We start from the raw sequence: 22,885 nt of genomic DNA on the forward strand, positions 1-22,885 counted from the left end.
ACCGGACCAGAGGGGGCCTCCACGTCCGGTTGCTCGCCGCCCGCGAGGGCGGCGAGCAACCGGTAGCCGCCGGAGTTCCCTTCAGCGGACCCTGACGGCCGCCGCGCGTCCGGCTCCGAGAGGCGGGCGGCATCGAGCAGGCCCTGGCCGCCCAGGTGGCGCCGGCAGGTGGACCGGGATGACGACCCAGGAGACCTTGCCCTGGCGGTAGGACTGGCGCAGTGCGCGGCCGACGGCCTGGACGATGTCGATGACCGGGCTCCTGGGGTCGGCGAAGCGGACGGCCGCCGCTCGCCGCGCGGCACTTTCGGCGTTCACGGCCTGTGTGTGGCGGCGTCCCTGGCGGTTCCTCGCCTTTCGGACGACCCTCGCGTCGCGTGACGCCGCTGCGCCGCTGCGCCGTTGCCGCTGTCAGTGGCGCGCGATGGCCTCTGCCTCGGCGGTGTAGAGCTGGGCCGGGTCGATTCCCATGCCGGTGAAGTGGCCGGCGAGTTCGAGGGACAGCACGCCGTGAAGCCGGGTCCAGAACGCGAGGGCGCGCCGGAGCGCCGACGGCGGGGCCGGGTGCTGCCCGGCCCATGCGCGGTGCTCGTCCAGGTGTGCGTCCAGGTGTGCGTCGAGAGGTGTCGGCGGTGCGGCGGGGGGTGGTTCGGCGGTGCAGGCGTCGAGGATGACGGCCATGATCTCGGCGGCGGTCCGGGTGGTGTCCTCGGGTGCCCGGTAGCCGGGCACGGGGGTGCCGTAGACGAGGAGGTATCGCTGGGGGTCGTCCAGGGCCCACCGGCGCAGAGCGTGCGCCAGGTCGCCGAGGCCGGTGCCGGTGCCGGCGCCGGCCTCGGCCCGGGCGCGGAAGGTGTCGGCCAGGCTGCGGTAGGCGTCTCTGATCAGCTCGGTGATCAGCTCGTCCCGGTTGGCGAAGTACCGGTACAGGGCCGGTCCGCTCATGCCCATCTGCTTGGCGATGGCGTTGAGGGACAGGGCGGAGGCCCCGGCGCTGGCGATCTGCCCCCAGGCGTGCTGCTTGATCTCCTCCTGGACCTGGGCGCGGTACCGCTCCCGGGGAGTCCTCGCATCCGGCTCGCTCACGACCTTGCCCCCGTTCCTCCACCGACCCGTTCAGTTAGAGCCTATCACCATCGCTCTTGACTCTCACTCTCGCCGGGAGTTATAACTTCTAACGAACGCGAAGACATCTACCGAAGGGAGGGCCATCGTGGACAGCGAGAGCCTCGTCCAGGTCGTTCTGCCGGGCATCGTGGCCCCGGAAGGCCTGCAGATCCGCCACACCGCCGTACCGCGCCCCGGCCCGGGACAGATCGTGATCGCCATGGAGGCGACCGGCGTCTCGTTCGCCGAGCAGCAGATGCGCCGCGGGCGGTACTACGACCAGCCGCCGTTCCCGTTCGTGCCCGGCTACGACCTGGTCGGACGGGTGCACTCGACCGGTCAGGGAGTCGACCCCGGCCTGGCCGGACGGCGGGTGGCCGCGCTGGTGAAGGTCGGCGGCTGGGCCAGCCACGTCGTCGTCGACGCGGCGGACGCGGTCGAGGTCCCCGACGGCCTGACCGCGGCTCAGGCCGAGACGGTCGTGGTCAACGGCATCACCGCCTGGCAGATGCTGCACCGCACCGCCCGGGTGCGCGCCGGGCAGACCGTCCTGGTGCACGGCGCCTCCGGCGGCGTGGGGTCAGTCCTGGCCCAGCTCGCCCGCACCGCGGGCGTCAAGGTGATCGGCACCGCCTCCGCCCGGCACCACGACGAGCTGCGGGCGCTGGGTGTCACGCCGGTCGACTACCGCGCCGGCAACGTGCCGGACCGGGTCAGGGAGCTGGCCCCCGGCGGGGTGGACGCCGTCTTCGACCACGTCGGCGGCCGCAGCGTCATCGACTCCTGGCACCTGCTCGCCCCCGGCGGCACCCTCGTCGCGTACGGCAGCGCCTCCACCCGCGATGACACCGGCTCCAAGCAGTGGCCCGTACTGAAGATCCTCGCCCGTACCTGGCTCTGGAACGCCCTGCCCAACGGCCGCCGCGCCCACTTCTACAACATCTGGGCCGGCCGGTCGCTGAACAGCGACCGCTTCCGCGCCCGGCTGCGGACCGACCTCACCGAGGTCTTCGCGGCCGTCGGCCGCGGCGACGTCAGTGCCCGCATCGCCGCCCAGCTCCCGCTCGCCAGGGCCGCGGAGGCCCTGCGCCTCGCCGAATCCGGCACCGCCACCGGCAAGGTCGTCCTGACCCCCTGAGCGGCACGCTCCCCAGGACGCCGCCGCCAGTCGGCGCGGACGCCGGCCCGGCCGCAGAACGCCGCCCGGGCCTACGGCTTGTTCGACTCCGGCCACACCAACCACACCCTGCGCCTTGGCACCGTCGAACGCTGGACCGTCCGCACCGACGAGACGGTGCCGGCGTTCGACCGCCCCCGGCCACCTGGCCAAGCCAGGCAACGCGCCCTTCCACTCGGACGCGCGAAGCAGGAGCATCACCGTCAGCATCGTGACGGCGGCCACGGTGGTGACGGCCGGGGCTCCGAGCAGCCCGGTCCGGACCAGCCCGTCGAAGGCGCGTGGCTCTCGCACGGGCCGGGGAGTCAGTCGGTCCACCTGACCGGGTTGCCGTGCAGATTTCCGTCTCCACAGGGCCAGGCGCCGGCGGCGAGTGGGCCGAGCGGGGTCTGAAAAAGCAGCAGCTCGTCGTCCAACGCGAAGGCGACCTGCCCGCTGTCGAGCAGCAGGGTGCGGCTCATGATCCTTCGGGAGTCGCCGGTCGCACAGTACTCCTGCTGCCCCAGGCTCGAGTCGATGGCCAGGAGCCTGCCGTCCCGCCAGAACACAGCGGTGCCCGCACAGTCCAGCGCGGGGTAGGAGGTGTAGTAGCCGGTCAGCACCGGGCCGTCTACCAGTGTGCCCAGATCGGTCAGTCCTCGGAACCTGGAGCAGGACGGGCGGTGGTTCTGCAGTTCGGGACCCCGAGCCGCTCCGGACGCATCGACCAGCATCGCTCCGTGGCTGTTCCACCGCGCGACCCGGGCGCCGTCGCGGTCGTAGCGTGCGGTGCTGAACTCCCCGTAGCCCTGCGAGCCGATCAGGAACTCCGCCGGCCCGGCAATGGCTTTCCGGCCCGTCGGCAAGGGCCTCGTCGACGCGACGATCCCGCCGCCCGCCAGGTCCAGGAAGAAGGTGGCGCCGATCCCGTCCCGCGAGTCCTCGAAGCTCGCGGCCACTCTGTCCCCGGACACCAGCAGCGGCTCCCAGTGATCGACCACGGCTTCCTGCGAAGTCCAGGGCTTCGAGTGAACCTCCCAGTCGCTGTGGACTCCCGCCTCGGCCACACCTGTGTGGAAGAGAGCGCCGAGACTGACCGGTGACGACCACACGCACCGGCCGTCGCGGGCGTACCGGGCCACACGGGGTTCGCGGTACGGGGCGACGCCGCGCCGGAAGGGGGGAACGGCGGCCCAGGAGATGCAGAACCCGTCGTCCAGCACCACGAAGGCACCGATCTCTTCACCGGCATCGCAAGCAGGGACGACGACGCTCCGGGTATCACCGTCCGGGCCGACTTCCTCCAGCATCGGACCGCCGTCCCCCAGCCGGGGCAGCCACATCACTCCCTGCTGGGAGCCACGAGACCTCGGATGTCCAGTGCCTGGGAAGGTCCGCTGCCACAACACGGCTCCCGAAAGGTCCACCGCGGTCAGAACCGTTTCGAAGACGTCGCTGCCGTAGCTCGTCACGTACAGCGGACCCGCGGGATGGTGGGCTGCCAGGCTCCGCACCTGGCCGGGCATGGCTACACGCGTAGGAACGATCACAGCTCCGCATCCTGCCGCACTGGAAGGACCGTGTCGGGCCAACAGTGGATCTGATGGACCGACGAGCAACGATCCTCGTCACACTGAGTCATGTTGATCCGCACCCCGCCCCCTTGCCCCGCATCAGCCGGCATCCAAGATCATTGTCCCGCTGCCTGCAAGGCCCGAGCGGCAGGGTGCGATCCGACGCGGGATTTCACGGCCGCACTGCGCGGTGGTCTTCCGCTCCGTCTTCGGGGACCCGGCGGCAGTCGGCGCAGGTCAGGGCCCGCACAGGGTCTCGGTCGGCTTGGCGGGCCTTCTTCTCCCGGGCCTTCCGGTGTTGGTCGTAGGCGTCCCGTCCGGGGCCGTCGCATCGCATTTGTGCTGGGTGGGGTGCCCCGGTCATGATGTGCCCCCTCGCGAACAAAGGAACGAACGTGAACGTCCAGGTGGAGTACGACGCAGCACCTGAGGAGCTCGCCGCCGCGGTGAGAGCCAACTTCCCGGCCCCGGCGGTGCGCTGGGCGGTCGCCGGCGCCTGGTTGCTGCTCTCCCTGCTCTGCCTCGCGGCGGACGGTGTCCTCTTCGCGATCGCCGCGCTCATCGCCTGCCTGCTCCAGGTCCAGAACATCACCGTGGTCGTCAAGAAGCTCGGCTCTCGTGCCGCCCAGCGCCAGGCCGGTCCCACCTCGGTCGCGCTGACCGATCAGGAGGCCGTCATCCGTACGGCGTCCGGGGAGCTGAGGTTCCCGTGGACGTCGGTCGCCCGGGCCACGGATACTCCCCTGGCCTGGTCGGTCCTGGTCAAGAGGCCGGGCGGAGCGCCGGTGCCCACGACCGTCCTCAAGAAGGCCTTCACCGACGCCCAGGCCGCCGACGTCACGGCTGCGCTCACGCGGCTGACCAAGGCCAAGGTCAAGGTACGCGGGTCGAACGCCCCCGGCGTCGCCTCCGGAGCCCCGGCCCGGTAGCAGGAGGCCTCAGGTCACACACACCGGCCCTTCGCCGGGCAGAGCCTCGTCCGGCCCTCCCACCGCTGGTCGTCCTGTTGTCGCTGGCCGGGCGTGGCCGCCCCCACGCCCGGCCACATGGCACCTGCTCAGACCCGCAGCCCAGCCCCGTGTCGCGCCCCGCCGCAACACCGCGTGGTACCCATGGTCCACCGTGATCGGAAAGCAGCTCGCGGGACGAGCGCACACGCGACGGCTGGTATTACTGGGGCATGCAGGAAGAGACGGCACGCTCCGCGATCGACACGTTCATCTCCGCGTTCAACACCTCGGACGACAGCTATGTGACTGCCCTGCTCTCCCAGGCCCTGACCTCGGACGTGGTCTTCTGGGGCCCGTTGGGTCGCAGCGAAGGAATCGCGGCGGTCGAACGGTTCGTGCTGGACATCCGGCGCCACCCGGCGGGGACCGGCACGATGGCACGCTGCTCGGCGGTGGACATGCCCGACGAGTGGGCCCGGTACCGGTGGGTCTTCACCACGCCGGACGGAGGCCCCCGCCTGGCGGGAACGGACGTCGTCCATCTGCGACGCAACCTCATCGACCAGGTCATCGTCTTCGCGGGAGAGATCGAGCCGTCCGCCTCCTGACTCGTCCTGAAGGACGGGGCATCCTGGGAGATCAAAGGTGAGAGTTCTCCATCGGGCCCCGCTCACCAGGTCACGGGCAGCGACCGCATCCCGTAGATGAACGACTCGGTACGGAACCCGCGCTCGCCGGCCGGCCGCAGCCCCGGCAGCCGGCGGAACAGTGTCTCCAGGGCGATCTGGAGTTCGGCGCGGGCCAGCGGCTGGCCCAGGCACTGGTGCACGCCGAAGCCGAACGCCAGGTGCCGGCGGGCGTCCCGGTACAGGTCCAGTTCGTCCGTCGCCCGATGGCCGGCGCCGCCGAACACCGTCTCGTCCCGGTTGGCGGTGGAGAGCATCGCCATCACGCCCTCCCCGGCCCGGACGGTGACGCCGCCCAGCTCCACGTCCTCCAGCGCCACCCGGGGCAGGCCGGTGTGCACGATGGTCAGCAGCCGCAGCAGCTCCTCCACCGCGCCGGGCAGGGTGGCCGGGTCGGCCAGGCCGGGGATCTGCTCGGGGTGCTCCAGCAGCAGCGCGGTCGACAGCGCGATCATGTTCGCGGTCGTCTCGTGCCCGGCGACCAGCAGCAGCACGCCCATGGCGGCCGCGTCGTCCGGGGTCAGGTCGTCCCGCGCCGCGAGTCGGCTGAGGACGTCGTCCTCCGGCTGTGCGCGCTTGCGGGCCGTCAGGTCGCGCAGGTAGTCCAGGACCTCCTCCTGGGCCTCCCGGAGCTGCTCCACGGTGCTCTCCCGGTTGAGCATCGTGCGGCTCAGGCTCTGGAAGCGGTCGTGGTCCTCGTACGGCACGCCGAGCAGCAGGCAGATCACCAGCGAGGGCACCGGCAGCGCGAAGTCGGTGACCAGGTCGGCCGTGGTCCGGCCCGCGGTCATCCGGTCCAGTGCCTCGTCCACGATCCGCTGGATCTCCGGGCGCAGCGCCTCCACCCGCTTGACCAGGAATTCCGCGGTGAGCATGCGGCGCTGGCGGGCGTGCTCGGGGTCGTCGAGCCGCAGGAAGTCCGGATTGTCGGTGATCAGCTCGCGAGCGCCGGCGACCAGCAGCGGGAAGGCCGGGTGGCGTATGTCGGCGCTGAACCGGCGGTCGGACAGCACGGTGCGGACCTCGGCGAAGCCGGTGACCAGCCAGCAGAGGTCGCCGTCGGGCAGCTCGGCCCTGGTCACCGGCCCGGTGGCGGCGGCCTCGGGGTACGCGGGCGGCGGGCCGAACGGGCAGCCGCCGGAGTGCCGGGCCGGCAGTGGGAGGACGGGGGTGGTGGGTGCGGTGGTCACGGCGGGGGTCTCCTCACGTCGCGGGTGTTCTCGTGGGGTGCGGGGCCCGGGAAGGTTCCCGGCGGCCTGCGGGGCCGGCGGCGGGGGTCCGTCAGGTCCCGGTCCGCGCGGGCTCGTCCCCGGTGACGGTGATCGCCCGGCCCGGGCAGAGCTCGGAGGCGAGTCTGACGTCGTCGAACTGCTGGGGCAGCAAGACGGTCTGACGGAGTCTCACGAGACTGTCCCGGTCGTCCTGGTCGAAGACCTCGGGGGCGTTCGTCACGCACATGCCGGAGCTGCAGCAACGGTCCCGGTCGACGCTCACCTGCATGTCGGGCACCTTTCGCCAGGGCGGCGCCAACTGCCCTGCGGCCGCCTCTCGTTGTCACGGTCAACCTAGCCGTCACTGGTCCGTTGACGGACCAGTACGGTGGCCGGATCGAGAACGGCTGATTCGGCCCCTGTGCGTGAACCCCCGTTGCGGCGTAACGCGTTTCAACCCGCGGTACTTCGCCGGACGGGTCGGCGGACCCGGCCGCGCGGACGGCCTCACGAGCCTTCGGCGGTGGCCGACTCCCGTACGGAGGCCACCGTGTCGGCCTCGGCGGCGCCCCTGTCCGGCCGGTAGCGCAGCACCCGGGCGAACCGCGGGGCCGGCCCGGCGGGGTGGCGGGGGCTGCGCTGGAGGGCGTCGAAGGCGACCTCGACGACCGGTTCCGGCCGGACCGGCACCGTCCGGGCGTCCCGCCCGGTCTCCCGGGCGAGCGACTCGGCGGTCTGCCAGGCGATGTCGTCGGGCTCGACGTCAAGGCCCGGCGGCACGACGGCCACCGTCCTTGAAGCAGACATCGACAAGAAGGCCCAGGCCGGAAACGTCGTCTTCGTCCGGCTCCGCTTCCACTGCTGACGGCGGCTCGTCCCGCGCCTCGGTGCGGCGGCGGGCGCCGGTGCCCGCCTTCTCGGCAGGCCGCACCCCGGTCACGCGTGTCACCCGGCTCCGGTCGCGTGCTACCGCTCGTAGCCCATCTCGGGGAAGCGCGGCGACGGGCCGTCCAGGAGGTGGTCGTCGTGACCGCGCAGCCAGCGGTCGAAGAACGACGCGACGTACGAGCGGGTGGCCAGCACCGCGCGGTCCGGGCGGACGTCGCCGACGTCCTCGGTCAGCTTCGCCCCGCTGATCGCGCCCTGGCGGGCGAGCTGGGGCAGCAGGGACTGCGCGTCGGTGTAGGAGCCGTGGCGGGAGCCGGTGAGGGTCACATCGGCGTGCCAGCCGGTGCTGTGCTGCCACAGGGCGTCCCAGCCGGGTTGCCGGTGGTAGCTGCCGGAGTCGGGGTTCTGGGTGCCCATGAGCAGGAAGGGCCGGGTCAGGCCGTCCTCGGCGACGGTGGACAGGTGGACTCCGGTGCCGTCCGGGCCGGGGAAGTGCAGCTGGCCGTCGAGGTTGACGCCGGCCTTGAGGCGCGGATCGTCGTGCATGGTCTGCAGGGCCGTGGAGCCGCCCCCGGAGTGGCCGACCATGCCGATCCGGTCGAGGTCGAGCGAGGCGGCGAGGCCGGCCGGCAGCTGGTCGTCGTGGCGCAGCCCGGCGAGCCGGTCCAGGACGAAGCGGGTGTCGTCGACCCGGGTCTGCAGCGTCTTGCGCAGGAGGGCGCCGATGTCGAGGCCGGGTTGGGCCATCAGCTCGGGGAAGACGGAGGTGGCGAGGTCCCCGTCGGGGAAGGCGACCTCTGAGGCGTCGTAGGTGTGGTCGACGGTGACGACGACGTAGCCGCGCGAGGCGAGGTCCTCCACCAGGCCGGTGCCCCAGGTGCGCGGGTCGCCGAAGCCCGCCGAGTACAGCACGACGGGCCGCTTTCCCCCGGGGCGGGCGGGCGCGTCGGCGCGGGCGTGGGTGCGGATGCCCGCCCAGTCGGTGCGGCCGGGCTCGAAGCCGTAGTCGCCCTGGCCGACGCTCCCGGCGCTGCCGAAGTGGCCGGCGGCGGCGGGGAGCATGTACGGCGCGCGGTCATTTCCGGTGGCGGGCCGGGTGGTCGGGTACCAGAAGCTGATCGCCAGCTTGCGGTGCTGCCCCGGCTTCCAGGGATCGTCCCTGCGGTCGTCCGTGAGCTGCAGGGACGTCGTGCCGACCGGGTACGGCCCGGTCGGCTGCGGCAGCCGGGCCCCGGCCTGCCGCTCGGTGCCCCGCCCCTCCGCCACCGCGCCCGGTGCGCCGACCACGCCCAACGTCGCCGTCGCCGCCAGCAGCACCGCCGCCACGGCCCGTCCTCGCCCGCTCATCGCCGTTCCTCCTCGTTCGGTTCCGCGTCCGCCTTCGACACGGGCGACGGTACGGGCGGGGAGGGACGGAAACCGTCATCCCGGGGTGCCAAGTCCCGCTGTAGCACCCCGGTATGACGGCGCTCGGCGCTACGGGGTTCCGGCCGCCCCGGCCCGGTCTCCGGGACCTCGCCCTCCAGGCCGTCGCGGACCCGTTCACCTTCGAGCGTCAGGAGCCCGGTAGGCCGGGGTCAGGGGCCCGGTAGGCCGGGGTCAGGGGCTCGGTACGGGCTGTTCCGGGGTGAGGGAGTTGCCGGCCGGGATGTGGCCGCAGTCGGAGGGGGCGGGGCGGCCGGCGAAGCGGTCGTTCAGCCAGGCGAGGGCCTGTGGGGCCCAGACGGCGGGGACGGCGAAGTGGCTGAGGGCGTCGTACTGCTGGTACGCGACCGCCGCGGTGCCGGTCGCGCAGTACTGGCGGGCGAGCGCCCGCACGTCCCCGGCGACCATCACGCCGTCGCCCGTGCCGATGCCGGGCGGGTTGGCGAAGGTGCCTTCGAGGACGCCGGCGTTGCCCTGGGCGAGGTAGCCGGGCACGGTCGGGGTCGGGGCCGAACCGAGGTTGGTCCGGTTGACGCCCGTGACGAAGGGCTCGACCGAGTTCGGGTCGGCGTACTGGGGCTTGGCCATCGCCTTCCAGGTCAGCCCGGGGTAGTGGCCCAGGGCGTCGGTGAGCGAGGCGTGCTCCAGCTGCCGGTAGACCGAGCGGCCGTAGTCGTTCAGGTAGGGCGTGAGGTCGATGCCGTAGGAGCGTGAGACCCCGATCAGTGCCATCGGGATGATCCCGCTCCACACCAGTGAGCCGTCCATGTACCTGATGTTGTGGGCCGGGTCCACCAGCAGCCCGCCCTCGGCGTAGCCGACCAGCCTGGCGTTCACCTCGGGCGCGTAGCCGGGCGCGAGCGCGGCCGCCCAGGCGGAGGCGACGGCGCCGCCGGAGTACCCCATCAGCCCGAAGCGGGTGTCCGGGGTCAGGCCGGTCGCCGGGGACCGGGTCGCGGCCCGGATCGAGTCCAGGGTGGTGGTGGCGTACTCCGGTCCGGCTCCGAAGTCGGCGTTCTGGCCCTCGGTGTCCGGGACCACCACGTTGTAGCCCTGGGCGAGCAGCGGCACGATGAAGATCGCCTCGACGCTCGGGATCGCGCCGCCCAGGCTGAGGTTCCCGGCCACCGCCCGGGAGGGGCCGTCCGCGGGGTCGAGCGAGTCGTAGAAGGACTGGTAGGAGATGGCTCTGCTGTCCCCGGTCAGGCTGCGGAGCACGGTGGTGACGTTGGCGGCCGGGCGCCCCTGGGCGTCGGTGGTGCGGTAGAGCAGCTGGATCGCCGTCACCGGGGTGGGGATCCCCAGGACGTGGTAGGACAGGGTCCGCGTTTTGAGCACGGTGCCCGGCTCGAGCGAGGCCAGCGGGGTGCTGTCGTCGTAGGAGTAGAAGGGGTCGCTCGCGGCGGTGGTGGAGCGCGCGGCGCTGGAGCGCACCGCTGCCGAGGCCGGGCTGGCCGTGACGGCCGTGGCGGTGGCGGTCAGGGCGGCGGTGACCGCGGCGGCGAGCAGCCTGGACGTGCGCTTGCGCATGACTCCCCCGGGTGGCTGGGATTCCCGATGGCCTGTCGCGGGACGCGTGTGACCACGCTTCGTGTTACCGACCCGTAGCCGGCGTCCCGGAGAACATCATGGCGACGACCGGGCGCGCTGTCTCCGGTTCGGGCCACGGAAATTCCCGGTCTGGTCTGTGACCGGTCACGCCGCCTTGCGACCGGTCGCAGGACGCCGTTCTCCCCGGGTCGGCCCGTCGGCCTTGGGGGCTGATCCGGCGGTAAGGCACGGACGCGAGCACCTCGCGCTGTCGCGGCTCCCCGCCCAGCACGACGAGATCCGGCACCTGCGCAAGGCCCTGGAACACCCGGAGAACATCACGACCCTGCCTGCACGGGCCCGGGTCGACCCGAACCGGCCCCGCCAGCAGAGAAGCCCCCTGGTGCCCCGTTGCCCCCGCGTGCAGGGGCAACGGGGCACCAGGCGGGTCAACAGGGAGCGTCGGTGCCGGCTCCGGCTGGGGCGGCGCGGAACGACCGGGCCAGCGCGCGGGCGGAGGGCCGGTGCCCGGGGTCGTGGGCGAGTCCGGCCAGCAGGGCGTCCTCGAAGGCAGGGAAGGGCCAGGGCCGGACGGCGGTGACGTCGTGCGAGCGGCCCGCCGCTATGCCGGCCAGGAGATCGGGGCGGCGGGCCTGGGGGTCGCGGTAGTCGGTGGGCGGGGTGCGGGTCCAGGCCCAGAACAGGGAAGCGGCCAGCGACCACACGTCCGCCTCGGGGGTGGTGGCGATGTGACCGGTGGTGCCGATGATCAGCGCGGCGGTCTCAGGGGCGGTGGTGTGGGCCAGGCCGCCGCGGTGGACGTAGAACGGCACCTGAACGGGGCCCTGGGCACAGGCCAGGTCGATGATCCGGACGGCGCCGTCCTCGAAGACGACGTGGTCGGGCTGGAGGTCGCCGTGGGTCCAGCCGGCGGCGTGGAGGTCAGCGAGTGCTTCGGCGGTTTCAGCGGCGGCGGTGAGGACCGCGTGGCGGGCGGCGGGGGTGTCGTCGCCTCGGTGGGCGGGTTCCAGGGCGTCCCAGAGGCTGGTGCCGTCGATCCACCGCATGGCCAGCCAGGTGCCGTCCCCGTACGGGCCGTGGGCCCGGTAGTGGTCGGCTCCGAGGGCGGCGAGCACCTCGCCTTCGCGGCCGGCCATCAGGCCGTCCGTGATCTTGAGGACGGTGTCGCCGACCTTGTAGAAGGTGGTGCCGCGTCGCTCGTGCAGGAGCTTCGCTTCGCCGTCCAGGCCGAGCTCGGTGATCAGTGGGTGCACGGGAGTCCTTCCGGGACGGCCGCCGTCCGGGCTGTCCCCTGGTGGCCAGCCTGCCCGATCCGGCGGCCGGGTGCGAGTGATGGATGTGACCGCGGTCGTCGCGGTGCCGCGTGCGGGGCACCTGCGCGGGTGGGGCTTCAAGTTGCCCTAGGGTGTGGGGAGTTCCCGGTGGCGTCTCGCTGCCGGGACTTCGTGCTTCCCGGGGCGGAGTGGATCATGCGATACGTGCGGGTGCTGCGGCGCGGGCCTGTGCTTCTGCTGTGGGGAGCGCAGACGGCGTCGGTGTTCGGCGACCGGCTGTACGCGATGGCCGTGACGTGGATGGCGTGGGAGCACGCCGGGGCCGGGGCGATGGGGCTGGTGGCCGTCGCGGAGTCGCTGCCGTGCATCGTGCTGGGCACGGTCGGGCGGCGGGTGATGGACCGGTTCGCGTCGCTGCGGGCCCTGGCGGCGGTGGATGCGGTGCGGCTGGTCCTGGTGGCCGCGCTGCCGTGGGCGTGGGCGGAGTTCGACACGGTCGGGCTGATCGCCTCGGCCGCGCTGCTGGGGGTCGGCCAGGGCTTCGGCGTAGCCGGCAGGCGCCCGTTTTGCGATCAGGCGAGGCCAAGGAGGGTGAGGGGTCGTCGGGCGTCGCGCGCGTTGCGGCGGAGGCCGGCGGCCATGTTCGTGACGCCGTTCAGCCGGAGGGCGCCGACGGCGAGGTTGCGCCAGGTCGCCATCGCGCGGGGTGCGTTTCCGGTCCGCAGTTGGGAAGCGTCCTCGGCGAAGGTGGTGTCGCGGACGTGGTGCAGCGCCTCGATCTTCCAGTGGTTCCGGATCAGTTGCGCGAGCTGGGCCGGAGTGGTCTGCTCGGCGGTGAGGCTGGTCACCGCGTAGACGGTCGTGATGATGGTCTTTCCGGTCTGGCGGTCGGTGCGGCGGCGCTTGATCTGGACGGCTTGCCGTGCGCCGGGGAAAAACAGATTGTTCACGGTGGCGACCTTGATCCGGCGGATCTCGGTGCGGCCGTGACCGGCGCCGCGGGTGCGTCCCTGGAGCGGGATGTCCTTCCAAGGCAGGGACTTCAGCTGCTTGCGCAGCTTCTTCTGGTTCCCCTTGACGATCGCGATGTAGTGGGCCCGGCGGCCAAGAAGGTAGCCGGCATGCTCGCGCTGGGTGTGCAGCGCGTCGCTGGTGACGACCGTACCGGCGAGGTCGGCGACGCTGTCCAGCAGCGGCTGGAAGCGGCTGGTCTCTCCGTTCTTCTCGCCGACGTCGAGCTGGGCCAGGACCAATCCGGTGGTGTGCTCCACCGCGGCGAGCAGATGGATCTTCCGTCCGCGGGCCTTCGCCGCGCCGCGCGGGCTCTTGCCGTCCACGGACAGCCCGCGCAGTCCGGAACCCGCGGGCCGGCGGTCGGCCAGCCACCCACCCACCGCCTGGTCCGGGGCATCGCCGTCGATGCGCGCGAGCAGCCGACGGACCGTCGTCTCGGCCGGCACCAGCCGCCTGGGCAGCACCGGATCGGGGCGCACTCCGAGCCGCTCCAGCACCTGCGGCGAGACGTCCGCGATCCACTCACCGACCGCCAGCAGCGAAGTCGCCCCGGCCAGCACCGCGCACGCTGTCAGGGCGAGGACCACGGCCAGCGCGTGCCGCACTCCACGCGGATCACGGGGGTCCGGCACCTGGGCCAGCAGCTCCAGCAGACCAGGAACCTCCCCAGCCGCCGCCTCGGGCTGCTCGCGGAGCTGGTCAAGGGCAGTCGGAATCGGGGATGATGCGTCGGCAGGCACGGTCTTCCACTCGGGTCACGGGGCGTAGAGAACTCCATGATCTTGGAAGCCGTGCCTGCCTTCTTTACGCCCGCCGCTTCGCGCCCGCGTACGATCACCAGCCGTCGCCGATGAAGTGAGGCTGGATCGATGCCCCGTACCCCAACGCCGATACACCTGACCGCTGGCACCCTGGCCTTGACCGCTCTGCTGGCTTGCGCAGCCTGCGCTGGACCGACCAACGTCGCGCCGTCCGCTCCCGTGCCGACGAGTACCGCCGCATCTGCCGTCGCCGTAAGCCCTCCGCCGAGCGTCGCCGCAAGCCCTCCGCCGAGCTCGGGCCGACCGGACCAGCAGCAGCTGGACACGGCCGCAGATGCGGTCTCACACCTCGGCGGCTCCTACCAGGATGTCTTCACGGGCCTGATGGTGGACGTTCCGGACGGTCGCGTCATCGTCTACCGGAAGCCGGGCGGTGGCGGCTTCGACGCCGCCCTTGCCCACCTGGGTCTGAGCGTGCGCGTGGACCTGCGCGACGCGCCGCGCTCGATCAGCGAGCTGGCCGCCACCCGCAACCGGGTCACGGCACTGATAGGGCACACGAGCGACTACAGCATCGTCATGGTGGGCGACGGCTCGGAGGTGAGCTTCACCCGCGGCGTCGTGGAGGTCGGCGTCAGCGGAAATCTGGCCAGCGCCCAGGCAGACCTGCGCGGCCGCTTCGGTGACCGGGTCACTGTCTCGGTCGCCCAACCGCTCTCGGGCTGACCGGACTCTCCGCCCCGCGTTCGACTGTCAGAGCTGCACTCCTCGGCCCTCTGGCGATCACAAACCGGACGCTATCCGACTACGCCGAAGCCCTGGGGGGTCGGCGGGGCCAGAAGGTCTGATATATCGCGAATGAGATCCAGCTCATGCTGGCGCCGTCACTCGTTGGCAATGTCGCGATTCGACTTCCATAGGGCATAAAGAGCAATGACCAGAGCGAGCAGGCTAAGTGCGGATCCGACTACTACAGACCAATCGACTAAAATCTTAGGCAACCCGTCGTCCATGCCAGGATCTTAGGATTTTGCGAGGGATCCAGCGCGCTGGCAATGTCACCATCGTGCGAGTCCGGCCGACGCCACGAGAGACCCATGGGCCCACCGAAAGCCTTCCGCACGGATCTTCAAGCCTGCACTGGATCGGGGGCGGATATCGAATGGCTGGGCTGCGGCGATGTACTTCACCGGGGTGGTGTTCGCGAGGCCGAAAACCCTCATGAGGTGGACCAAGTCGGCGGTCTCCTTGGCTTCGTCAAGGATCCGGTTCCCGTGCGACCGACGGTCGCGGGCATCCCCATCTCGGACGCTCCGTCCGGGCTACCGGAACTCCGCCCCACCTCCTGGCATCGGACGACCGCCCGCCGACGCCACAACCATCAGGCGCGCAGCGGGCCGGGCTTCTTGTCCGGATGCGCGACGAATACATACCGGGTGGCGGTGATGTGGGCGATACCGAACAGCAGCATGAGGCGGACCGGATCGGCGCTTCGGCGAGCCTCGTCAAGGATGCGGCCGGTGCGCAGGGACTGAGCGGTGAGTCTGATGGTACGGAACGGCTTCTGGAGGGCGCCGGCGCTGACGGCGGGGCCGGTGATGTCAACGCGCCGCGAGGCCAACCACGAGGCGGCGGCACGTGCCTGACATATCGCAACGGCGAGTCCGTCGGGCTGCCAGGTCAGGGTGCATCTGTTCAGGTCACCGCGTTGTATGTGGCGGCCCAGCCGGTTGCAGTGCGGTCGCCTCGGGTGAAGACGGCGGCGCCCGTGTCCCCTGCTGACGGGTCGTCCTGCCCTGGCGCCGAATAAGAAACCTCGACGACGGTGCCGACGCTGATATGACGAGCGGTGGCGGCCCCGTTCCAGGTAATCACAACGGCTCCGCGCGGCGCCCGGACATGGGCGCGGTCTGTGTGGAGGGTGATTTCCGTCCCGGTGCTGCGGTTGCTCAGGAGGGTTCGGTAGTCGGCAGAGGTGAGTCGGCAGGTGCTGGGTGGGGTGGTGCCGGGCCAGTCCGGGGAGTCGATGCCGCGGGCACGTGCGGCCTGCCACATGGTGGGAACGAGGGTGTGGGTGTGGGCGGGGGTGGCCATCTGTTCGCACATCCACAGCAGCCTGCCAGCGCCGCGGGAGGGGCCGAGGGTGCGCCAGCGGATGCGCTGGGCGAGGTCGGCGGCGGTGATGGCGATCCAGGGGTGGACGGTGGCGAAAGGGCCTTGGGCGCCGAGCCAGGCGAGGTAGCGCTGGGCGTCGTCGAGGACGGGGGCCATGGAGTCGGCGGGGATGCCGCGGATGTAGGCGGGCCAGCCGCGGAAGGCGCGCGGTGCGCGGGCGACGAGGAGCAGGACGGCGCGGGCGAGGTCGCCGGCGACCGGCTGCCAGTCGTCGTCCTCGTCCTGGTCGATGTCCGGTTCGGTTGCGTCGGGTTGGCCAAGGGTGCGCAGGACGTTGTAGAGCTCGGCCTTGGCGCGGTCGGTGAAGGGGGCTTGTTCGAGTGCGGGCAGGCGGGTGGCGAGGGTGGTGATGAGCAGGTCCTCGGCGGTGTCCGGGTCGGTGGGGAGCGGAAGCCCTGCGGTGGCGTCGGCGAGGGTGGAGGCGAGGTCGGCGTCGACCATGAAGCGGCTGGTGAGACGGCCGAGTTCGGTGGCTTCGAGCTGGTCGTCGCCGTCTGGGCCGGGGGTGCGGATGAGGTAGGCGGTGTCGGTAAGGAAGTCGGTTGCGTCGTGGAGGGGGTCGAAGGGGTGGTGGCCCTGGTGGAAGGCGAGGGTGCTCTTCCACCAGTGTTCGGCCTGGGCGGCAGTGGCGATGCGGTTCTGGACGGCTTCGGCGAGGAGGTGGTCGGGCAGGCGGTCGCGGATGCGGGAGGTGACGGTGTATCCGGCGGCGAGGCGGGGCCTCCAGTGGTGGCGCTCGCTGGGGGCGGTGAGCAGGTAGGCGTGGCCTTCACGTTCGCCGGCGCCGATGCGGCCGGCGCGGCCGAACATCTGCTGGACCATGGACACTTCGATGCGGCTCATACCGATCTGGGTGTCGCGGACGATGACGGCGCGGGCAGGAAGGTTGACTCCGGCGGCGACGGTGGAGGTGGCGACGAGGATGTCGGCCTGACGGGTGCGGAATGCCTGTTCGGCGTCGCGTTTGTGGGGCCAGTCACGGTAGTGCAGGCGCACGCCAGCCTTGGTGCACAGGCGTTCCACGACGTCGCTGTCGTCCGCGTCGGCGCCGGTGGTGTCGACGCCGCGGTCGTGGGCCAGGGCGAGGGCGGCGGTGCGGACCGAGCGCTTGCTGCCGCAGAAGACCAGGACGCTGCCGCCGTCGGCGGTGTGGTGGCGGGCGAGGTCGACCGTGTGGCGGGTGCGGGTGTTGTTGCGGGTGGTCCAGTCGGCTGCGTCGGCGTCCGGTGGCATGGCCGGCAGTTGCCAGGTCAGGCGGGTGGGGCGCCAGGGCGAGCGGATCAGGCGGGCGCCGAGCCAGGTAGCGAGTTGGTCGGCGTTGGCGACGGTCGCGGACAGGCCGACGATCCGCACCCGGGCGGCGTCCTCGCGGACCCGGGCGAGGAGGGCTTCCAGGACCGGGCCGCGGACGGGGTCACCGAGCAGGTGGATCTCGTCCACGACCAGGCATCCGACCTCGGCGAGCGCTGCGCGCAGGGAGCCGGCGCGGCAGATCGCCTCGAACTTCTCGGTGGTGGCGACCCACAGGTCCGCTTCCCTGATGAGGTCGGTGTCGACGGCGGCTTCACCGGTCAGGCGGACCACGCGCAGGCCGGCGCGGCGCCAGGCGGCGAGGTCGCGGTCGAGTTCGTCGGTGAGGGAGCGCTGGGGGACGAGCCAAGCGGCCTTGCGGCCGTTTCTGTGGGCGGTGAGGGCGGCGACCATGCCGATCGCGGTCTTGCCGGCGCCGGTGGGGGCGACGACCATCACGTGCTCGTCGCCATCGGTGACAGCGGGGACGGTCGCGGCCTGGACCGGGTTGAACGCCGGGTGCGGCAGCAGGGCTTTCCACTGTTCGGGGACCAGGTCCCCGACTGGCACGAACGCCTCCATGTCGCCGTCGGGCAGTTCGTCCAGGGCGTCCCACTGGGCGGCGAACGCGTCCCGGGCCGCATACGCGGCAGGGCCGGCGACCGGAGTCGCCGCGCCCCCGGGCCAGGCGGCCAGCTCGACGGGCGCGCCGAGATCGGACACCGTCGTGACGTACTCGTCCTCCACCCAGTGTGCGGCGGTGCGCACCTGGACGCCGAGACCGGAGAGAGCGCGGCGCAGGTTCTCGAACCTCTCCCCTGCCGGAACGATGGCCCGGGCGTCGGCGGCTGCGCGCATCGCTTGTTCGGGCAGGTTCCGGGAGGGGTTGGTGATCTTGCCCCACCACAGGGCCCGTGTCTCCTTCTGGGCCGGCAGGGGCAGGTCGTCGGGCCATGCCGGGCCCTCTGGCGCAGGTACAGGTTCCCGGGAGGGGTGAGGCAGACGGATCGCGGTGACCGTCACGCCGGACCTGGCCGGGCAGTGATCGGTGTCGAGGCCAGCCATCAGCCGGACCGCGGCGCGGACCGTCGCCGTGGGAGCTGCCTTTGCGCGCCGGGGCGCGGGGGCGGTGGGCGCCGCCGTGGGCTCGGTCCGCAGGAGCTTGTCGTAGGTCTTCGCGCCGAGGTCGGCGAGTGTGTAGGTGCGCGGGCAGGCAGGGCAGACGATGGCGACGTAGCGGTACTGGCGTCCGGCTGACTCGTACGGGCGGCGCAGCGAGTGCAGTGGCTGGTCGCAGGTGGGGCACGGGCGGGCCAGCTGTTCCTGGTAGGTCCAGCCGGGTTCGGTGAACCGCTGCAGCATGCCTTCGACCGGCAGGTCGCTCCCCCACCTGTTGCGGACGAGCTGTGGGACCGTCGGGTTGATGGCCTCGGTGTCTGTTTCGTGCACGGTGCTCACTGTGTCAGCTGGGGCCGTGCCCGTACCAGAGGCGCTCTGTCGGAGGTGCCGGGCGACCGCAGGCGTCGTCGGTCTGCTCGGGGAGGCGGACATAGTGTGACGGTCGTGATGTGGTCGGCCGGGCCCGACCGCCCGGCCGTCCTGGATGAGGACGCTGCGGCCTTCGGGTGCGGTCTGAGTGCGGTTGCGTTCGAGGCCGGTCTGCTCGGTGGCTGGCGCCCCGCCTCGTCCGGTCTCGTTCTCGCCCACCCTCGTTCCTGACCTTCGTAGCCCTCGCGTCACCCGGCAAAACCCGGTTTTGGTGCGCTTGTGGCTCTCGGCGTTGTTCCCGTGGGGAGGCTGGCTCATAGGGCGGCGCCTTTGTGGCCCATCTTCTTCGCGGCCCAGCGGATCAGCGTGCGGTCGAGTTTGAGTTCGGGGTTCTTCTGTTTCGCCTCGCGGATGTGGAAGGTGAGTGTGGCCCAGTTGCGGAAGTTGCCGTGGCAGATGAGGGTGTCGGTCCAGGTGATGTCCTCAGTGCTGGCCTCGTTCCACAGCGGGTGGTAGTCGGGGATGATCGCGAGGACTTCTTCGGTCTTCAGGCGGCTGAACTGCTGCCAGGTGAGGGTGCGTGAGGCGATCGGGCTCTGAGCCTGGATCTTGCGGTAGAAGTTCTGGGCGCCGATGAGGATGATGACCAGCTTCTTCTTCGTCTGCCGGGCGTCCGCCAGCTGCCAGAGGTAGTTGAGGGCAGCCTTGTTCAGTCGCTGGGCCTCGTCGAAGACGAGCAGGTGCAGGCGGCTGGAGAGTGTCTCCAAGAGTCGCCGTTCGCGGACGGCTCGGTTGCTGGGAGGGTCGCCGGGCAGGCCAAGGGCGTAGTGGAGGGCCCCCTGGAAGTAGGAGCGGCTGGGGTCATCGCCGAAGGGCACGTGGATGGTGCCCTCTGCGACGTCCTGGTTGCCGATGGCGATGTCGCGAAGGGTGGTCCTGACGCTGAAGGTCTTGCCGAGGCCGACATCGCCGTGGATGCACAGGATTCCGCATGTGGGGATGACGGTGTCGAGGTTCTGGCGGACGGTCTGGGTGGCGCGGGTCGACATCTGTTTGGCGTCGGGCAGGTCGTGGGCGTGCTCGCCCGGTGTGGGGATGAGCCAGTTCTCGGGGGTGCCGGCCTCGGTGGGCTCGGGGGTGTCGGTGGTCACGTGGTGTCCTGGGTCCGGGGTCGGGGCAGGGGGCGGGGCCTGGGCCTGGTCCACTGGTCGGACGGCTCGGGCAGGGGGACGGGGTCGGGTCCGTCGTCGAGGTCCGGCAGTGTGTGGCCGAGCCGGGCGAGAGCCTCCTCGTCGGTGATGACGGTGAGCTCCGCGGGTGTGGACGGTGTCGTCGTCGCCGCGTAGCGGCGTCTGCTGTTCTTCCTGGCGTCCTTGCGTGTCTTCCGCAGTTGCGCCTCGAGCCGCTCGGCTTCGCGGACGACGGCCCGGGCGAGCTCGGGGTTGTCTGTGCCTGTGAGCTGTGCGGGCTCGCCGAGGCTCTCGTCGGTCTTCGGGTCGTAGAGCCAGACCTGGTCCTCGTGGTAGGGGCGGTAGCGCAGGCGGACCTTCCTGCCGACTTCTCCGTGCATCCACTTGGCAAGGTAGACGCGGCCTTTTCTCCAGTGCACGCCGTCGTCCTTGATCGCCAGCAGGACGGGGTGGACGTCGAGGGTGCGCAGCTCGAGCGCGTCCCGGTCGACGAGGTAGACCGGGGTCATGTCGTCGTCCCAGGACTGGGCGGGGGTGCGGTGCCCGAGCACGGGTTTGCGGTGCTGGGTGTTCCACGTCCTGATCCAGTCGATGAGGTGGGTGTGGAACGCCTGGTAGGACATGAGTTCCGAGTCGTGCCAGCGGGGTCCGTCGGCATCGGGAGGGAAGTAGCCGGGCAGTCGGGCGCAGTGCATCGACTGGACCGCCTTGTTGAAGTTCTCGATGGTGCCTTTGGCTTTGCTGTCGCCTTTCTTGAGAATCACCCTGGTGATGACGAATGCCTTCAGGAGGTCGTGGACGGCCTCGCACGTGAACTCGCTGCCGCGGTCGAAGCGGATCACGCCGGGAGTGCCGGCGAAGGGGAACGGTTCGTCGGGTAGCAGGGCGCTGCGCAGGGCGAGCAGGACCGCGCCGCGGTTGGGGGCGTGGGGGGGTGAGGGCCGCGCCCATGAGACGTTGTGGAGGCGTCGATGATGGCGGTGAGCCAGGGGTTGCAGCGGCGGCCGTCGAGGAGGACTTCTACGTCGAGTTTGACGTGGTCGGCTTCCCATGCCTGGTTGCGGTGGCCGCGTTCGCGGGTGTTGTGGACGTCGTAGCGGCGCCGTGCGTTCTCGCCGTGGCGCAGGCCGGCGAGCCATCCCGGGGAGAGTTCGCGGGTGACGGCGCGGTGGAAGGTGGCGAGGGAGATCTCCTGCTGTGAGTGGTCGTATCCGTAGATTTCGTGGTAGGTGCTGGTGATGTTGCCGTGCCAGGCGGCGAGGATCTCCTGCATCTCTTCGGTCAGGGTGAAGCGCCGGCGGCCTTGGGGGCTGTAGGTGCCGTTGTGGCTGGCGGCGTTGTTCATCCACCGTTGCACGGTGCGTTGGTGGACGTCGTAGAGGTCGGCTGCGGTTTGGAGGTGGCTGGGGTTGAGGGTGCCTTCGGCTTTGAGGTGGAGCAGGCGGCGGACGGTGGCGGCCCGTTGTTCGCGGGAGCCGTGGATCGGGGGGCCGGGGTCGGGTTCGGGGGTTCGGGCGGGCACCTTGGGGCTTTCTGGGTTGTCAGGCGGGGGCGAGGGAGAGCAGGCCGGCGCCGTATGCCTTGCCTCGGCCGATGCCAGTGCGGATGGCGTCGGTGAGGCGGTGGGGGTCGGTGATGGTGGCGGTGCCGTCGAAGTGGACGAGGGCGTGGCACAGTCCGGGTTTGGCGCGGCTGGTGTTGTAGCGGCCTGGGCTCATGATCGTGTGGGTGAGGTCGAGGCCGACGGCGCGGGCGCGGGTGTGCCACCAGTTCAGGGCGGCGGTCCCGGTAAGGGCGGCGAGGCGGTATCCGGCTTTGTGGGCGGGGTCGGGGAGGCGGTGGACGGGGTTGCCGGCCAGGCGGTAGCGCACGGATCGTCCCTCGGTGAGGGCCTCGAACATGGGCTGGAGGTCTCGGGTGTGGACGAGGCCGTAGTTGTCGGGCAGTTCGGTGGTGAGCGGCGCCTGGGCGGTCTGGACGAGCAGGACCGGGTCGGGGCCGGGTTCGAGGCGGTAGAGCAGCCCGCCCTGCTGGCGGGGCTGGGGCCGAGCTGGTGGGGCAGCAGCCGCATCATGGTGCGGTGCAGGGGGCGGAGTCGGCGAGGTCGCGGCGCACGTGCGGGCGCGGGGTTGAGGATGATGCGGGTCAGGGTCGCGGACACGGCTGCTCCTGCTGGTGGACGTAGTCGGAGACGGTCGATGGGTACGGCCCGGCGTAGAGGTCGGCGGGCAGCGTGTGGGTGGTGCGCCATACGGTGCGCAGGCGGTGGGCGCGGTGGCGGGGGTGGAAGTCGGCGGGGTCGTCGGCCAGTTCGATGGCGCTGGCGCGCCTGGGTCCGGGGCGGGGGGCTGTTCCCAGATGAAGTCGATGTCGACGCTGTCGGTGACGGGCGGGTGGTGGAGGCTGAGCGGGGTGTGGTGGAGGAGTTCGTGGACGGGGTCGGCGCTGTGGGTGCGCAGGAGCAGGGTTCGTCGGGGACGCAGGCGCGCCGGCCCAGGCTCAGGGCGTAGTGGGGGTGTGGAGGGCGTCGGTGATGCGGGCGGTGAGTTCGGGCGGGCCCTGGACGGCGGCGGTGAAGACGGCGTCGGCGAGGTAGGCGCGATGGGAGGTGAGGGTGCGTTTGTCGGGTTCGCGGGTGCGGCCGCTGCTGGTGGGCACGCTGTGTTCGGCGCGGCCGACGGTGTGGAAGTCGGTGTGGGTGGTGCCGGGCCGGTCGATGCGCACGGTGATGGTGAGGCTGGTGTAGGCGGGGTCGAGGGGCTGGTCGCGGGGGGTGCCTTGGGCGGCGGCGAACATGCCGATGAGGGCCGAGCGGGTGGGGAACGGGCCGGTGTCGCGTACCTGGTGGAACGCTGCGGCGTTGCCGTAGCTCTGTAGGGCTCCGGCCAGGCGCAGGAGGAATCCGGGGCCGGTCACCTGGCCGTCTCCAGGTCGGCCGTGGGGCGGGGGCGGGGCAGGAAGCGCGGGGTCTCGGGCTGGTCGGCGGCGGTGGAGCAGGCTTCGATCAGTTCGGTGTAGGAGTCGTGGTGGGCGCCGAGGTTGGGGAAGCGGGCGTCGTCGTCGATGCAGACGTAGCCGTGGGCGAGGCGGCCGCGGCCGCTGGTGAGGCGGTCGATGGAGCCGGCGTAGCGGTTGAGGATTTCGC

At 71.6% G+C, this 22,885-nt stretch carries 22 protein-coding genes and 1 pseudogene; 5 read left to right on the forward strand and 18 right to left on the reverse strand.

What is annotated here, in order from left to right; genetic code table 11:
* Nucleotides 1-81: 81 nt before the first annotated feature.
* Nucleotides 82-318 (reverse strand): hypothetical protein, encoded by a 237-nt coding sequence (locus ACYP53_RS42855; protein ID WP_459651489.1) that lies wholly within the window; start codon nucleotides 316-318, stop codon nucleotides 82-84.
* Nucleotides 319-411: 93 nt separating this feature from the next.
* Complete coding sequence (locus ACYP53_RS42860; RefSeq protein ID WP_459651490.1) at nucleotides 412-1,086, reverse strand: TetR/AcrR family transcriptional regulator; 675 nt, start codon at nucleotides 1,084-1,086, stop codon at nucleotides 412-414.
* A gap of 127 nt (nucleotides 1,087-1,213) precedes the next feature.
* Between ACYP53_RS42860 and ACYP53_RS42865 the strand changes: the two genes are divergently transcribed.
* Entirely contained in the window at nucleotides 1,214-2,245 is a 1,032-nt protein-coding gene (locus tag ACYP53_RS42865) for a medium chain dehydrogenase/reductase family protein (protein ID WP_459651491.1), read from the forward strand.
* A 344-nt stretch (nucleotides 2,246-2,589) separates the two neighbouring features.
* On the opposite strand, the gene ACYP53_RS42870 is transcribed toward ACYP53_RS42865, so the two are convergent.
* Nucleotides 2,590-3,789, reverse strand: a complete 1,200-nt coding sequence (locus ACYP53_RS42870) for a hypothetical protein (protein WP_459651492.1) — start codon at nucleotides 3,787-3,789, stop codon at nucleotides 2,590-2,592.
* Between the two features lie 443 nt (nucleotides 3,790-4,232).
* On the opposite strand from ACYP53_RS42870, the gene ACYP53_RS42875 reads away from it, so the two are divergent.
* Together ACYP53_RS42875 and ACYP53_RS42880 are read left to right on the forward strand one after the other, a co-directional pair.
* Nucleotides 4,233-4,766: a hypothetical protein gene (locus tag ACYP53_RS42875; protein ID WP_459651493.1), complete on the forward strand. Its 534-nt coding sequence runs from the start codon at nucleotides 4,233-4,235 to the stop codon at nucleotides 4,764-4,766.
* Between the two features lie 251 nt (nucleotides 4,767-5,017).
* Nucleotides 5,018-5,395, forward strand: coding sequence for a nuclear transport factor 2 family protein (locus ACYP53_RS42880; RefSeq protein WP_459651494.1), 378 nt, complete (start codon nucleotides 5,018-5,020; stop codon nucleotides 5,393-5,395).
* A 62-nt stretch (nucleotides 5,396-5,457) separates the two neighbouring features.
* Here the strand turns inward: ACYP53_RS42880 and ACYP53_RS42885 are convergent, their stop codons facing one another.
* The 8 genes and pseudogenes from ACYP53_RS42885 to ACYP53_RS42920 form a co-directional block, all read right to left on the reverse strand.
* Nucleotides 5,458-6,663: a cytochrome P450 gene (locus ACYP53_RS42885; RefSeq protein ID WP_459651495.1), complete on the reverse strand. Its 1,206-nt coding sequence runs from the start codon at nucleotides 6,661-6,663 to the stop codon at nucleotides 5,458-5,460.
* A gap of 91 nt (nucleotides 6,664-6,754) precedes the next feature.
* Nucleotides 6,755-6,973 carry a ferredoxin gene (locus tag ACYP53_RS42890; protein ID WP_459651496.1) on the reverse strand — a complete coding sequence of 73 codons (219 nt, stop codon included), beginning with the start codon at nucleotides 6,971-6,973 and terminating at the stop codon, nucleotides 6,755-6,757.
* A gap of 218 nt (nucleotides 6,974-7,191) precedes the next feature.
* Complete coding sequence (locus tag ACYP53_RS42895; protein WP_459651497.1) at nucleotides 7,192-7,464, reverse strand: hypothetical protein; 273 nt, start codon at nucleotides 7,462-7,464, stop codon at nucleotides 7,192-7,194.
* Entirely contained in the window at nucleotides 7,448-7,624 is a 177-nt protein-coding gene (locus ACYP53_RS42900) for a hypothetical protein (protein WP_459651498.1), read from the reverse strand. The genes ACYP53_RS42895 and ACYP53_RS42900 overlap by 17 nt, the downstream gene beginning before the upstream one ends.
* Nucleotides 7,625-7,650: 26 nt before the next feature.
* Complete coding sequence (locus tag ACYP53_RS42905) at nucleotides 7,651-8,919, reverse strand: alpha/beta hydrolase family protein (protein WP_459651499.1); 1,269 nt, start codon at nucleotides 8,917-8,919, stop codon at nucleotides 7,651-7,653.
* A gap of 252 nt (nucleotides 8,920-9,171) precedes the next feature.
* The gene (locus ACYP53_RS42910; RefSeq protein WP_459651500.1) at nucleotides 9,172-10,527 is read right to left on the reverse strand and encodes a lipase family protein; all 1,356 of its coding nucleotides are present in this window, start codon (nucleotides 10,525-10,527) and stop codon (nucleotides 9,172-9,174) included.
* Between the two features lie 449 nt (nucleotides 10,528-10,976).
* A complete protein-coding gene (locus ACYP53_RS42915) occupies nucleotides 10,977-11,801 on the reverse strand; it encodes a protein kinase domain-containing protein (RefSeq protein ID WP_459651501.1) in 825 nt (274 codons plus the stop codon).
* A 752-nt stretch (nucleotides 11,802-12,553) separates the two neighbouring features.
* Nucleotides 12,554-13,468: pseudogene (locus tag ACYP53_RS42920) on the reverse strand (ISAs1 family transposase); the annotation flags it as partial.
* Here ACYP53_RS42920 and ACYP53_RS42925 point away from each other — a divergent pair.
* Nucleotides 13,433-13,561: a hypothetical protein gene (locus ACYP53_RS42925; RefSeq protein ID WP_459651514.1), complete on the forward strand. Its 129-nt coding sequence runs from the start codon at nucleotides 13,433-13,435 to the stop codon at nucleotides 13,559-13,561. The pseudogene ACYP53_RS42920 and the gene ACYP53_RS42925 overlap by 36 nt on opposite strands.
* Before the next feature lie 420 nt (nucleotides 13,562-13,981).
* Nucleotides 13,982-14,323, forward strand: coding sequence for a hypothetical protein (locus ACYP53_RS42930; RefSeq protein WP_459651502.1), 342 nt, complete (start codon nucleotides 13,982-13,984; stop codon nucleotides 14,321-14,323).
* Nucleotides 14,324-15,292: 969 nt separating this feature from the next.
* On the opposite strand, the gene ACYP53_RS42935 is transcribed toward ACYP53_RS42930, so the two are convergent.
* The 7 genes from ACYP53_RS42935 to ACYP53_RS42965 form a co-directional block, all read right to left on the reverse strand.
* Entirely contained in the window at nucleotides 15,293-18,511 is a 3,219-nt protein-coding gene (locus tag ACYP53_RS42935) for a DEAD/DEAH box helicase (protein WP_459651503.1), read from the reverse strand.
* 353 nt (nucleotides 18,512-18,864) lie between these two features.
* The gene (locus tag ACYP53_RS42940; protein ID WP_459651504.1) at nucleotides 18,865-19,701 is read right to left on the reverse strand and encodes an AAA family ATPase; all 837 of its coding nucleotides are present in this window, start codon (nucleotides 19,699-19,701) and stop codon (nucleotides 18,865-18,867) included.
* Nucleotides 19,698-20,582: a Mu transposase C-terminal domain-containing protein gene (locus ACYP53_RS42945; RefSeq protein WP_459651505.1), complete on the reverse strand. Its 885-nt coding sequence runs from the start codon at nucleotides 20,580-20,582 to the stop codon at nucleotides 19,698-19,700. Before ACYP53_RS42945 ends, ACYP53_RS42940 begins: the two co-directional genes overlap by 4 nt.
* Complete coding sequence (locus ACYP53_RS42950) at nucleotides 20,579-21,262, reverse strand: hypothetical protein (RefSeq protein WP_459651506.1); 684 nt, start codon at nucleotides 21,260-21,262, stop codon at nucleotides 20,579-20,581. The genes ACYP53_RS42945 and ACYP53_RS42950 overlap by 4 nt, the downstream gene beginning before the upstream one ends.
* Before the next feature lie 19 nt (nucleotides 21,263-21,281).
* Nucleotides 21,282-22,343, reverse strand: coding sequence for a type I-E CRISPR-associated protein Cas6/Cse3/CasE (locus tag ACYP53_RS42955; RefSeq protein WP_459651512.1), 1,062 nt, complete (start codon nucleotides 22,341-22,343; stop codon nucleotides 21,282-21,284).
* On the reverse strand, nucleotides 22,240-22,656 hold the full coding sequence (gene cas5e / locus ACYP53_RS42960; protein ID WP_459651507.1) for a type I-E CRISPR-associated protein Cas5/CasD: 417 nt from the start codon (nucleotides 22,654-22,656) through the stop codon (nucleotides 22,240-22,242). Before cas5e ends, ACYP53_RS42955 begins: the two co-directional genes overlap by 104 nt.
* Nucleotides 22,653-22,885: hypothetical protein (locus ACYP53_RS42965; RefSeq protein WP_459651508.1), on the reverse strand; the 233-nt coding region annotated here is incomplete at its 5' end. The genes ACYP53_RS42965 and cas5e, both read right to left, overlap by 4 nt.

This window comes from Kitasatospora sp. Ki12, from assembly GCF_054601375.1.